Origin of the sequence: Rhizobium sp. Leaf311, assembly GCF_001423445.1 — a bacterium.
In the GTDB taxonomy this organism is placed as follows: domain Bacteria; phylum Pseudomonadota; class Alphaproteobacteria; order Rhizobiales; family Rhizobiaceae; genus Agrobacterium.
This window is the reverse complement of record NZ_LMNZ01000017.1, coordinates 46,049-58,262: the sequence shown is the minus strand read 5'-3', so window position 1 is coordinate 58,262 and position 12,214 is coordinate 46,049. Positions and strand designations below refer to the sequence as shown.

Annotated in this window: 11 protein-coding genes and 1 pseudogene; 8 read left to right on the top strand and 4 right to left on the bottom strand. The window is 55.0% G+C overall.

Annotated elements, in window-relative coordinates; all coding sequences use genetic code 11:
* The first annotated feature begins 2 nt into the window (after positions 1–2).
* From otnI to ASF69_RS15645, 3 genes are read left to right on the top strand one after another with little or no spacing between them, the layout of a single operon-like run.
* Entirely contained in the window at positions 3–788 is a 786-nt protein-coding gene (gene otnI / locus ASF69_RS15655; protein WP_062589066.1) for a 2-oxo-tetronate isomerase, read from the top strand.
* 3 nt (positions 789–791) lie between these two features.
* Positions 792–1,643: a 2-hydroxy-3-oxopropionate reductase gene (locus ASF69_RS15650; RefSeq protein WP_062589061.1), complete on the top strand. Its 852-nt coding sequence runs from the start codon at positions 792–794 to the stop codon at positions 1,641–1,643.
* Positions 1,644–1,680: 37 nt separating this feature from the next.
* Positions 1,681–2,946 carry a glycerate kinase gene (locus tag ASF69_RS15645; protein WP_062589109.1) on the top strand — a complete coding sequence of 422 codons (1,266 nt, stop codon included), beginning with the start codon at positions 1,681–1,683 and terminating at the stop codon, positions 2,944–2,946.
* A gap of 117 nt (positions 2,947–3,063) precedes the next feature.
* On the opposite strand, the gene ASF69_RS15640 is transcribed toward ASF69_RS15645, so the two are convergent.
* Positions 3,064–3,807, bottom strand: a complete 744-nt coding sequence (locus tag ASF69_RS15640) for a transporter substrate-binding domain-containing protein (RefSeq protein WP_244475499.1) — start codon at positions 3,805–3,807, stop codon at positions 3,064–3,066.
* A gap of 186 nt (positions 3,808–3,993) precedes the next feature.
* On the opposite strand from ASF69_RS15640, the gene ASF69_RS15635 reads away from it, so the two are divergent.
* Positions 3,994–6,306, top strand: coding sequence for an EAL domain-containing protein (locus ASF69_RS15635; protein ID WP_062589056.1), 2,313 nt, complete (start codon positions 3,994–3,996; stop codon positions 6,304–6,306).
* 104 nt (positions 6,307–6,410) lie between these two features.
* Here ASF69_RS15635 and ASF69_RS23805 read toward each other — a convergent pair.
* A pseudogene (locus ASF69_RS23805) lies at positions 6,411–6,616 on the bottom strand (hypothetical protein); the annotation flags it as partial.
* Positions 6,617–6,767: 151 nt separating this feature from the next.
* Between ASF69_RS23805 and ASF69_RS15630 the strand changes: the two are divergent.
* Positions 6,768–7,874, top strand: coding sequence for a Fic family protein (locus ASF69_RS15630; protein WP_062589054.1), 1,107 nt, complete (start codon positions 6,768–6,770; stop codon positions 7,872–7,874).
* A gap of 201 nt (positions 7,875–8,075) precedes the next feature.
* Here the strand turns inward: ASF69_RS15630 and ASF69_RS15625 are convergent, their stop codons facing one another.
* A complete protein-coding gene (locus tag ASF69_RS15625; RefSeq protein WP_062589052.1) occupies positions 8,076–8,969 on the bottom strand; it encodes a LysR family transcriptional regulator in 894 nt (297 codons plus the stop codon).
* A gap of 108 nt (positions 8,970–9,077) precedes the next feature.
* Between ASF69_RS15625 and ASF69_RS15620 the strand changes: the two genes are divergently transcribed.
* The 3 genes from ASF69_RS15620 to ASF69_RS15610 are packed head-to-tail and all read left to right on the top strand — an operon-like array spanning position 9,078 to position 10,746.
* Positions 9,078–9,800 carry an SDR family oxidoreductase gene (locus ASF69_RS15620; protein ID WP_062589050.1) on the top strand — a complete coding sequence of 241 codons (723 nt, stop codon included), beginning with the start codon at positions 9,078–9,080 and terminating at the stop codon, positions 9,798–9,800.
* A 38-nt stretch (positions 9,801–9,838) separates the two neighbouring features.
* Entirely contained in the window at positions 9,839–10,357 is a 519-nt protein-coding gene (locus ASF69_RS15615) for a carboxymuconolactone decarboxylase family protein (RefSeq protein WP_062589048.1), read from the top strand.
* Complete coding sequence (locus tag ASF69_RS15610; RefSeq protein WP_062589046.1) at positions 10,354–10,746, top strand: Atu4866 domain-containing protein; 393 nt, start codon at positions 10,354–10,356, stop codon at positions 10,744–10,746. The genes ASF69_RS15615 and ASF69_RS15610 overlap by 4 nt, the downstream gene beginning before the upstream one ends.
* A 688-nt stretch (positions 10,747–11,434) precedes the next feature.
* On the opposite strand, the gene ASF69_RS15605 is transcribed toward ASF69_RS15610, so the two are convergent.
* The gene (locus ASF69_RS15605; RefSeq protein ID WP_062589044.1) at positions 11,435–12,169 is read right to left on the bottom strand and encodes an SDR family oxidoreductase; all 735 of its coding nucleotides are present in this window, start codon (positions 12,167–12,169) and stop codon (positions 11,435–11,437) included.
* Positions 12,170–12,214: the final 45 nt, after the last annotated feature.

The window sequence follows — 12,214 nt, the reverse complement described above, 5'->3', positions numbered from 1 at the left end:
CGATGCCGAAATTCGCCGCCAACCTGTCCATGCTTTACACCGAACATCCGTTCATGGATCGGTTTGCCGCTGCTGCTACCGATGGATTTGCGGCAGTGGAATATGTAAGCCCCTACGAGGAGGCTCCAGAGAGAATTGCAGCGGAGCTCAAGAGGTGCAATCTGACGCAGGCCCTGTTCAACCTGCCGCCAGGCCACTGGGCCGCAGGCGAGCGCGGCATCGCCTGCCTGCCGGAGCGGGTCTCCGAATTTGAGATGTCCGTGGAAACGGCAATCCGCTATGCAAAAGTTCTGGGATGCCGAAAGATCAATTGTCTGGCCGGCATTCAACCGCCCGGTGTCGATCAACAGGTTCTGAAAGACACGCTCGTCGGCAATCTCAGGCACGCGGCGCAACGTCTGGCGGATGCCGGAATTGCCCTTGTCTTCGAGCCCATCAACACCCGCGACATACCCGGATATTTCGTCACCAACACCGATCAGGCCGAGCGGATCATGGACCGTGTCGGGCATTCCAACCTGCTGATCCAATATGATTTTTATCACATGCAAATCATGCAGGGCGATCTCGTCGCGACCTTTGAGCGCCTGCTCGACAAGGTCGGCCACGTTCAGATCGCCGATAATCCCGGAAGGCATGAGCCGGGGACGGGCGAGATCAACCACGACTTTATTTTCAAGCGGCTGGATGAACTTGGTTACGACGGATGGGTCGGCTGCGAATACCGACCGGCGTCGACTACCAGTGCAGGCCTTGGCTGGTTGAAAGCATATCAACAGGAGGACTGAGCTATGAAGATAGGATTTATCGGCCTGGGAGTCATGGGCCGCCCGATGGCGCAGCATTTGATCGATGCCGGACATGAGCTTTATCTTCACAGGGTCAAACCCGTGTCGAACCACCTCGTTGAAAGCGGTGCGACGGCCTGCACTTCGGCTGCGGAGGTGGCGCGCAGCGCCGACATCGTGATTTTGATGCTGCCTGACACGCCCGATGTGGAAAGCGTTCTCTTCGATGACGATGGCGTCGCACACGGTCTTGATACGGGAAAGCTCGTCATCGACATGAGCTCTATTTCACCGATTGCGACAAAGGATTTTGCCGCCCGTATTGAAGCGCTGGGATGCGATTACCTCGACGCGCCGGTGTCAGGTGGTGAAGTTGGCGCCAAGGCCGCATCGCTGACCATTATGGTCGGCGGCAAACCGGATGTTTTCGAGCGCGCAAAGGAACTGTTCGAAAAGATGGGCAAGAACATCACCCTGATCGGTGCTGTCGGGAACGGTCAGGTTGCCAAGGTCGCCAACCAGATTGTGGTTGCTCTCAATATTCAGGCCGTTTCAGAGGCCCTTCGCTTCTCAAAGAAATCTGGTGCAGACCCCTCCATCGTGCGCAAGGCATTAATGGGCGGCTTTGCGTCGTCCCGCGTACTGGAGGTCCACGGCGAACGTATGATCAATGGAACGTTCGAGCCCGGCTTTCGGATGAGCCTGCACCATAAGGACATTTCGCTCGCGCTCGAATCTGCACGGCTGCTTGAGCTTATGCTGCCCAACACCGCGATGGTTCATCAGGTGATGAACGGCGCATTGGACAAAGGCTTGGGTGACAAAGATCACTCTGCCCTGATCAACGCAATATGAGGTATTCCGGCCATTGGTCCAAGTACGGGAGCGATTGATCATGATCACAAGTCCCCGCCTGTTCCTTACATCTTTATACGAAGCAGCAATCGAGGCCGCCAGTCCTTTAAACAGGATTAAAGATCTTCTCCCGCGCCCGCCTTATGGCGGACGCGTCGTAGTCGTAGGCGCGGGCAAAGGGGCGGCGCAAATGGCGCAATCGCTGGAAAGTCTTTGGGACGTCCCGCTGACAGGTTTGGTCGTTACCCCTTATGGTTACGAGTGTGACACAGACAGAATCGAGGTCATCAGTGCCGCTCATCCTGTGCCAGACAGTGCCGGTCTTAAGGCGGCCGAACGTCTAAAGACCTCTGTATGCAACCTATCTAGCAATGATATTGTGATCGCCTTGATTTGCGGTGGGGGATCTGCGCTCTTACCAGCACCGCCGGTAGGGTTTGCTCTTGCCGACGAAATAGCTCTAAATGAGGAACTACTAGCATCGGGTGCTCCGATTTTGGCCATGAACGCCGTCCGCAAGCGTTTCTCAACAATTAAAGGTGGGCGGTTGGCGGCATTAACGAAGGCGAGGGTGATTAGCTTCGTAGTATCCGATATTCCTGGAGATGACACGGCGCTGGTGTCGTCCGGTCCGACGATCCCCAACCTGAGCACCCGCGATGATGCCGGGGAAATTATTGCACGGTATCGGCTGAAACTACCGGCACCGATACTGAGTTTTATAGCATCGGATGCATCCGATGCACCGAGCCCAGCGGATCCAATCTTTGCCGGACACAGCCACCACATTGTTTCGTCTTCAAGAATTGCGCTTGAAGCAGCGGCGGCGCTTGCGCGAGTTTCAGGTGTCACGCCAGTTATACTATCTGATTGCATGGAGGGCGAAGCGCGAGATGTTGGCCTTGTACACGCGGCCATAGCACGTGAGATCGCGTTGCACGACAGTCCTTTCATCCGACCCTGCGTAGTGTTGTCTGGAGGCGAAACGACAGTGACGCTTCGGGAGAGAGGTGGTAAAGGTGGACGCAATGGAGAATTCGCGCTGTCTCTTGCGATGGCGATCAATGGACTTGATGTCCATGCACTCGCCGCCGACACCGATGGCATAGACGGCTCTGGAGACAATGCGGGCGCCTTCGCTGATGGCACGAGCGTCAAACGGCTCTTAGAGAAGCAAGTCAACGGCGATGCGCGGCTGTTGGCTAATGATAGCTACCCTGCCTTTTCTGCTATTGGGGATCTGTTTGTCTGCGGGCCAACCAACGTGAATGTAAATGATTTCAGAGCTATATTGGTCAGATGAGCGCGACTGGTACAAGAGAGCGTTGGTTCAGGTCCTTTCAAGGCGATGGCTAGGAATGCTCAGCTCAGGTCTAGCTGCCCATCCTCAATTTCTTTTTCAATTGCAGTGAACTTGAGATTACTGAATACTGAAGGGGAAGTATTTAGCGTTCATTGCATCATACGCGCCATTGGCTTGTATCTTATCGAGCGCAGCGTTCAGTTTTGTCAGCAACTCTTTATCGTCTGGTCTAACGGCGATGCCTGCGCCTTCACCGAAAAACTCAGCGTCTTTGATATCTGCGCCTTTGAATTCGCAGCAGGTACCCGCCTTAGTGTTCGCCAACCAATCGTAAACAGCCAGTTTGTCCTCCAAGATGAGGTCGACCTCCCCGTCGGCCAGTCCTTTATAGAGCTCTGGGGACGCAGCAAAAATCCTAATTGAAGCGTCCGAGAAGAACTTTTTGGTATAGGCCTCTTGTGAGGTCCCGGCGGTGACGCCTAAACGAACATTTTTCAGTTTCGTCCCATCAAGACCAACATCTTTTTTGGCTATGAACACCGAGGGGCTATCATAGTATTTGCGCGTGAATGCGACCTTCTGTTTTCGTTCCAAGCTCATAGACATCGACGAAACGATTGCATCATAACGCTTGGCCAGAAGGTTCGGGATCATTTCGGTCCACTCCTGTATCACGAACTCGCATTTGAGCTTAGCCGCCTCGCACAGGGCACCCGCCAGATCTACATCAAAACCTTGAAGCTGTTTGTTGGAGTCGAGATAGTTGAACGGCGGAAACGCACCTTCTACGGCGATTTTGACAACTGACCCCGTTTGCGTTGATGTCGCAGGTGTTGGTAGAGCAGCACCAACTGAGCACATGATTACGATACCAAACGCCTGTTGCAACTTGTTCATTGCGATCTCCAACAAAATGAACCGGTAGATGCCGCATTGAACACTTTAAAAATTACAGAGCCCCTAAAGTTTTTCGCTAATTTAGACTATCTTCAAAAAGAATTTTGTAATCTATTCCCAGTAAGCTCCTTACGTTGTGAGGAACACTACGTGACTGCTGATAACCGCATCTCTAGGATTTTCCGTAAAGCACCGGTATCTCCTGGGCTCATTCTCCTACTTCTCACAACAAGCGGGCTTGGAATTGTTGCGCTCGTAGTAATAGCAGCTATCTGGGCCGGCACCGAAAGTGATGCAGCTGCACTAGATCGTCAGCGCCAGCTCGTGAACACCCGCTTACTCGATCAGGTTGAACGTGTATCTAACGAAGTCCGCCTGATGAAGGCCGGTCTCGACACGTTGCTGCGTGTCAATGACATATCAAGCTTAGATATGCCGCCGGTCGAGTTCAGATACCAAGAATCTACCAAGCCAACAGCTGTTGCATCGTTTAGAGAATTAGCTACCAATCTATTTGGCTATGACGCGGCGTTCATCGTTGCATCTGACGGCTCCATGCCCTTCGACACAGACCCTTCAATCGTCAAGCGTTTCAAATGGATACGTCCGCTCATCCAGCCGATGATAGAGGGTCTACAGAAACAACTCGATGTTGGGGTATCGTCGAACTGGGGACTTCTGGGAGATGTGCCAAACCGAGCCTCATTGCTTCGGATTGAAGGACGCCCGGCCGTAGCCGGAGTTGTGCCGGTCAAGCCCTATACATCTTCCCAATCCAAAGCACCTACCAGACTCTATCTTATTGCGTTTCGCTTCCTGGATGGAAAGGCCCTTGATGCGCTCAGTCGTGAGCAAGGATTGATTGGTGCGCGATACGCCAGGGCAGCAGATCAGGAATTGAATGAAGTTGCATTTCAGATTGAGTCCACGTCAACGCGTGAGCCAATTGGTTTTATAATCTGGGAACCTGACCTACCTGGAACGCGGGTCATTGGCCGTTTAACGCCAATGCTTTCTTTGGCCGCGATAACATTTCTCGCACTTTTCTTCGCACTAATTATCGGCATTCGCCGAAGCATGAAGAAACTCACTGAAAGCGAGCTATATGCGCGTCATCTCGCAAATCATGACGTTCTCACGGGACTGGCTAACAGAGCAATGTTCAATGAGCGTCTGAAACATTGCCTCAGCAATGGAGAAAAGCTTACGAGCAACGAGACTTCACTTGCCCTCATTGACCTGGATAAATTCAAACAGGTGAATGATGAACATGGCCATCCTGTTGGAGACGAACTCCTTATTAAAGTCGTCCAGCGGATAGAAGGCATTATAAGTACCGACCACACGTTAGCCCGTTTAGGCGGAGACGAATTCGCGTTGCTGTTTCCATCCTGCGCGCTTGATGGCAGTGCGGGACCTGACATCTGCCAAGCGATTATTGAGGCGCTGAGTAAGCCGTTCGCCCTCAAGCAGGATAGCGTCAAAGCGACCATCGGATGTTCAATCGGCATAGTCCATGGGAAAGATGCCGGGTTCGATCAGATTGAAATGCTTCGATGCGCGGACCTGGCTCTCTATGAAGCAAAGTCTCAGGGACGGGGCCGGTTGATAGCTTATGACCTACGCATGGATCTTCAGGTTCAGGAAAGAGAGTCACTGCGCAGTGATCTCGAGCTTTTGCTGCAAGAACCTGGACTTCAACATCAGCCGGTCGCCTTAAAAGATGTGGGGCAGCTGGAGGTTTATCTGCAGGGAGTACATGCAGCTGATAGTTTTGGAGCTTTGACTTGTGCTGAAGCCTTGGTACGTTGGCGGCATCCGCAACACGGCCTTCTGACGCCTGATAGGTTCATTCAGATCGCTGAAGACAGTGGATTGATCAACACCCTCGGCGCTAGGGTTCTGCAGGAGGCGATCAGCGCCGCAGCGACGTGGTCCTCGCCAATCTCAATTGCAGTTAACATATCGCCCTCGCAACTGCGGAAGCCGGACTTCGCCTCTCAAGTGGAAAAAGTCCTGATTGAGGCTGGTTTGCCTCCTCATCGACTGGAACTAGAGGTCACCGAAGCCGCTCTCCTTAGTTCTGAGGAAATCACCAGGGCTAATCTGCGATCGCTCCGATCAATCGGTGTTAAGATAGCTCTTGACGATTTTGGTACTGGTTTCTCATCGCTAAGCCACCTGATCAACTTCGATGTGGACCGAATTAAAATAGATAAATCCTTCGTCGACTTAATTGGGACGAGAGCAGAGGGCACAGCGATCGTTTCAGCAATCATAGCTTTGAGCAGATCGCTCGGTAAAGCCGTCACCGCTGAAGGTGTCGAGACAGTGGGTCAAAGAGATTTCTTGATCGCACTTGGTTGCACAGATCTACAAGGCTACCTTCTTTCCCGGCCGGTGTCGCTACACATCTTCAGTCGAGAGAATCGCGCGCGTTTTGGGTCGCTAATGTCAATTTAGGATGACCGACCGTATTGTGCCTGGTTTTGGAACACCGATCCGGTGAATTCTTGGGATGGATAGTGGGGGTAGACGGAAGTCAGTCGAGGAAGCAGCCTTAGCACGATCCCACAGGCCTGACCGACCATCGTCCAGTCGATATGACCATTCATACACGGAGGCGATTTCCGGTAGATAATCAAACTGGCCAGATAAGGCCGTATAGTCTTCAACACTCGCCTGGATGCGATCGGAGCGAAACGAAGCTCGCAGAACTCCGAAATTTCCGCTGAAAATGTCTTGATGAAAAGTCGTGTTTCGTCATGCTCATTCCATTCCTTTCGGCACCAATGCCGAGGGCGAGCGGAAATAGGCTCTCTTTTGAATGGAGAGCTACAGATTGTGGTGCTGAGCAATAGATGGGCTTGCAATAGCTCATTTCTTCGAATAATTGTGAGTTATAGAGAAGGCGGCTATAACTCATGAAATGGAACTGGCAGAACGCCGATTGGCCAAACTTCAGGTATGACACCGCAAGCCTGGTACCGTTGGAGCAGAAATTCTTGCAATCCGCCGGCGAGGTTATCGGTGCTGTCCGGCATTTCAACGAGGAGGACAGCAACCAACTTCGCATTGAATTGCTGAGCGACGAGGCGGTCAAGACCTCAGAGATTGAGGGGGAATTTCTGGAGCGCGTGAGTGTTCAGTCATCGCTCCGTCGGCAGTTCGGCCTAAGCACTGATGATAGACAGATCAGCCCACAAGAGCGGGGGATCGCCGAGATGATGGCGGATGTCTATCGAAGCTGGCATATGCCGCTGCGTCATGAAGGACTGTTCCACTGGCACTCAATGCTGATGGCGGGAAACCGATACATTGAAACGGTTGGTGCTTACCGGACGCATGAAGACGCCATGCAGATCGTGTCAGGTCGATTGGACAAGCCCACAATCCACTTCGAGGCCCCCCCGTCTCGCCAGGTTGCCGCTGAGATGGAGACCTTCATCGGATGGTTCAATCAATCCGGGCCAGATGGTCAAACGTCGCTCCAAGCTTTGACGCGCGCTGCAGTAGGCCATCTTTATTTTGAAAGCATACATCCATTTGAGGATGGCAATGGCCGGCTCGGGCGCGCTCTCGCTGAAAAATCCCTGGCGCAGAACATAGGGCAGCCAAGCCTCATTTTACTCGCCTTTACGATCGAGAAGAGCCGGAAGGCCTACTACTCCGAGCTTGAGCGGCACCAACGTACGCTCGATATCACCGATTGGATCATTTTCTTTTCAGAAACGATCCTGGATGCTCAACGGGCGACGCTTGAGCGCATAGAGTTCTTCATTCAAAAAGCAAAGTTCTATGATCGTTTTCGAGACCGGTTGAACGCGCGGCAGGAAAAGGTAGTCGCGCGTATATTCAAGGAAGGTACGGCAGGCTTCAAGGGGGGGCTAAGTGCGGAAAACTACATTTCGATCACAGATACATCCCGCGCTACAGCAACACGCGACCTTCAGCAGCTTGTGGAGATCGGCGCACTTACGCGGACCGGCGAACGCCGGTATACCCGGTACTCACTTTCATTGCAGAAATAAACTGCTGCTAGTCTCATCAATTCAACCAACGTCATTATCTGGCTGAACGACTGTTCGATTCCCCTCAAGTCGACGGTGCGAGCTAAAGGTGTTCAACGCTGAGATTATTCTCACTTCCGAGGTGCGACTACCGTTCGATCCTCATATACGCCGTCGTTTAAGCGCGCCTATCGGTTGAAAGGTGGAATGTCATAACCTCAGCTAACCGGCCACTCGGCGCAAATGCTCGACCAGCGCTCTGAGTTTCGGCGCCATGTTGCGGCGGCTGGGGTAGTAGAGGAAGAAGCCTGGAAAGCGGGGGCAGAAGTCCTGGAGGATCGGCACCAGTTCGCCGCGTGCGATCGACGTCCGGAAACTGTCCTCCATTCCGAAGCTGATGCCGGCGCCTGCGGAGGCGAGCTTGATCATCAACGCCATGTCCGTCGTCGTGACCGTGTCGGCCACGGCCACGGAGAAAGCGCGACCCTTTTCTTCGAACTCCCAGCGATAAGGCGCGACGTTCGCGTCTCGGCGCCAACCGATGCAGCGGCGGCTTGCAAGTTCGCTCGGGTGATTGGGCGTCCCGAACCTCTCGAGATAGTCCGGCGACGCCACCGCCAGCTGGCGCTGCTCGCCCGAAACAGCCACGGCGATCATGTCCTGGGCAATCACTTCGCCGAGCCGCACCCCAGCATCAAAACCTTCCGCGACGATGTCGAACTCCTCGTCAGTGACGGTGACATGCAGCGTCACCTCCGGGTTTTCCTCAAGGAACGCGGCGAGCAGCGGCCCGGACAGGAAGCTCTCGGCAATCGATGAAACCGCAAGTGTCAGCTTTCCACGTGCTTGGCCATGAATGTTGGCGACCGCCTCGATCGCGCCCCGCATTTCCCGCAGCGCGGGCGCGGCATTAGCGTAGAGCCGTTTGCCGGCCTCCGTCAACGCCACGCTGCGTGTCGTCCGGCTGACGAGCGCGATGCCGATCGTCTCTTCGAGCCTACGGATCGTCTGGCTGACGGCCGAACGGGTGACGCCCATTCGTTCGGCTGCAGCGCGAAAGCTTTTCTCCTCTGCAACGAGAGCAAAGACGGAGAGTGCATTGATGTCCGGCTGCATTGGTTAGTTCTCCTTACTTCCGCATGAGCACTTAGATGGCTTATCGCGACAATGCCGAATGCGTATTCTTCTGGCTACCGCATCAAGCGGATGCAAGAGGAGAAAGTTATGGACAAGGTTGTTCTTATCACCGGCGCCTCCAGCGGCATTGGGGTCGGCATCGCCCACGAACTGGCCAAGGCTGGTGCTACCGTCGTTCTCGGCGCACGTCGCACCGATCGTCTGGAAGCCGTCGCCCTAGATATCCGTGCGGCCGGCGGAAAGGTCATGACGCGGAAGGTCGATGTGACCGATCGTTCCGACGTCGCGGCATTCGCCGAGGCTGCCCGGCAGGAATTTGGGCGGATCGACGTCATCGTCAACAATGCGGGCGTCATGCCGCTTTCGCCGATGGCCTCGGTGAAGGTTGACGAGTGGAACACGATGATCGACGTCAATATCAAGGGCGTGCTCTACGGTATCGCCGCCGTTCTGCAGGAGATGACCGAGCGCGGCTCGGGCCAGATCATCAACATCGCCTCGATCGGCGCGCTTCAGGTAGTACCGACCGCGGCCGTCTATTGCGCCACGAAATATGCGGTCCGGGCGATCTCCGATGGTCTGCGCCAGGAAAACGACAAGCTGCGCGTCACCTGCATCCATCCCGGCGTCGTGGAAAGCGAGCTGGCCAGCACGATCACCGACCCAACAGCGATTGAAGGCATGAAGGCATACCGCGCGATTGCACTCACACCCGATGCGATCGGTCGCGCGGTTCGCTTTGCTATCGAGCAACCCGAGGATGTCGACATCAACGAAATCGTCGTTCGTCCGACCAGGGCGGCATTCTGACCGGCCACGACGCAATAAGGCAGCAAAAGGAGAATATCATGTTCAAGCAGATTGGATCCCATGTCGCAGCGGCCGCCGCCCTCCCGCTTCTCGGCCTCTTTCCTGAAGCCGCTTTCGCCGAGACGACGGAGGAAAGGCGCGATCGCGGGTCTGCGGTCATCCGTAGTCTTAACAACGGGACAACTCAGCCGACGCTCGAGCGCATGCGGACGGAGTTCCCGTTCCTGGCCGATGCGACTGAAGCCTATGCCCTCGGCGACGTCTGGTCACGGCCGGGTCTCGACAATCGGACACGCCAGCTCGCCGCAGTGGCAGCCTTCGCCGCCATCGGCGAGACGGCTTTCATGAGGGTTCATGCCGGCTATGCGCTTAACATCGGCGTGCCGGAGGAAGAGCTCAAAGAGGTCATCTACATGGTAACCGTGCCGGCCGGCTTTCCGAAAGCGATCGCGGCCTCCCAGGCCTTGTCGGATCTCTTCCGCGAGCGGCGAGAATCAAACGGGGGTCAGCCCGCCGGGGAACGCCCAGCGACACAACCCGAAGAGAAGCGTCGATGAGAAATCCCCTTCTCTTCATCGCCGCCACCATCATCGTCACCGCCGTGTCTGTCGGCGCGGTGGTCCACAGCGTAAAGGCAGAGGACACCATGCCCACCCAACTCAACACAGCAACAAACACCGACATCAGCACCGAGGCCCAGCCGCAGAGGCATCCCTATCTCGGCATGTGGGTGACAAGTGACGGTCGCATCCGTCAAGAGCTGCTTCCCAGCGGCCGCTACGACGAAGCTCGCGGAGCCCGCCGCAGCGCTTATCAGGGCCGCTATCGTGTGACCGGCACGCAGATCGACTACTGGGACGACACGGGCTTCACCGCCGACGGCACCTTCGTCGACAGCGACACGCTGCACCACGGCGGAATGATCTTCTACAGGGAGAAGAGCTGAAGCGTCGATTGTCTTTGGTCTATTGCTTGCTCAATGCATAAGAGTCGAGTTAACCGCATGCAATGCAACGAAAAGTCACTACTTCATACTGCCTTGCCTTTGAGGCTCAAACCAGTAAACAAGCTTTTTTGGGCTTGCCTCCAACCCATGTCTCTGATGACAACATTGGGCCGTCTCCCTTTTCGAGCAAGAACCCTTATTTCATCTCTGAGTTGCATTGATGGGACATATCCACGACCTTCTAAACATGAGTTGTGATCACGTTTGTCGTTGACCGTCTGTTGTCGCCTTGCACGGACATTGCAGACAGCTTTTCGATCAACGCTTTGGACTACCTCTTCCAGTGCCGCTGAAGTGAGAAGCTTTTCTTCCTCTGGTCGCTGACCGTTGTCTCGCCGCAACATGGTCCGTTGCCATAATCTGTGCGTGTGAAAGATCTAACCGTTGCGGACAAGGATCAACGGGCCCGCTTGGAGGTCCGATAGGACGTAAAGTCTTGCCAAATTTCGGGGCCCTCAAGCAGAAGAGCTTGCCGGCATAGTCATGCAGCCTCTTCGAATCTCAGAGGGACCTCTGATGGCGGGGCAAACGGGTACAGCGCAAGGCGCGGGTAGCAGGCTACATCGGCCCGCTGCGGCGCATCGTGCGGTTTGGTACCAAAACAATCTCGCATAAATAGCCTGCACCATCATCCCTGTGCTGTCGGGCGGATAACGATGCTGCCGACGTCGACCTCGGGCGGCTGTTCGATAGCAAACAGAATACCGCGGGCGATAGCGTCCGCCGGCATCGCAATCGCACCTAGATCATCCTGGATCTTTTTCCTCATGACCGAGTCCGTAATGCTCTCGCCAAAGTTGGTCGCGGTCATTCCAGGCGAGATTTCGGTGACGCGAAGGTTCGGTCCCGCCTCCTGGCGCAAGGCCTCCGTAGCGGTCCGGACGGCATTCTTTGTCGCCGCATAGACACCCATGGTCGGCACGATCTTCAGCCCGGCCGTCGATATCACGTTGATGACGTGCCCGAAGCCTTGCCGAGCGAAAACCGGTAGCGATGCGGCAATCCCATAAAGCGTTCCTCTCAGGTTCACGTCGATCATCAGATCCCAGTCTTCGACTCGCAGGTCATCGAAGCGTGAAATCGGGCCGACGCCCGCATTGTTGACGATCGCGTCAAGCTTGCCGCCTTTCTGGACGGCGAGCGAAACCAAGGCTTCCAGGTCGGCTCGCTTGCAAACGTCCGTCGCCTTGAAAGCGACCCTGCCGTTTGAGGCTAAGATCTCATCGGCTACAACCTTCAGCGGCTCCAGTCTTCTCGCGCCAAGCACCACGAATGCGCCATTTTCCGCCAGCAGCTTTGCCGTTGCCCGGCCGATGCCGCTGCTCGCTCCGGTTATGACCACGACTTTATTTTCGATGCTCATGATCGTTCTCCTCTGGACTTTGGTTAGCGGAATCTAGATCAATGC

Bases quoted from the DNA above. Each gene is read 5' to 3' on its own strand.
- otnI (WP_062589066.1), top strand. From the start codon at position 3: ATGCCGAAATTCGCCGCCAACCTGTCCATGCTTTACACCGAACATCCG.
- ASF69_RS15650 (WP_062589061.1), top strand. From the start codon at position 792: ATGAAGATAGGATTTATCGGCCTGGGAGTCATGGGCCGCCCGATGGCG.
- ASF69_RS15640 (WP_244475499.1), bottom strand. From the start codon at position 3,807: ATGTGCTCAGTTGGTGCTGCTCTACCAACACCTGCGACATCAACGCAA.
- ASF69_RS15630 (WP_062589054.1), top strand. From the start codon at position 6,768: ATGAAATGGAACTGGCAGAACGCCGATTGGCCAAACTTCAGGTATGAC.
- ASF69_RS15625 (WP_062589052.1), bottom strand. From the start codon at position 8,969: ATGCAGCCGGACATCAATGCACTCTCCGTCTTTGCTCTCGTTGCAGAG.
- ASF69_RS15620 (WP_062589050.1), top strand. From the start codon at position 9,078: ATGGACAAGGTTGTTCTTATCACCGGCGCCTCCAGCGGCATTGGGGTC.
- ASF69_RS15615 (WP_062589048.1), top strand. From the start codon at position 9,839: ATGTTCAAGCAGATTGGATCCCATGTCGCAGCGGCCGCCGCCCTCCCG.
- ASF69_RS15610 (WP_062589046.1), top strand. From the start codon at position 10,354: ATGAGAAATCCCCTTCTCTTCATCGCCGCCACCATCATCGTCACCGCC.
- ASF69_RS15605 (WP_062589044.1), bottom strand. From the start codon at position 12,169: ATGAGCATCGAAAATAAAGTCGTGGTCATAACCGGAGCGAGCAGCGGC.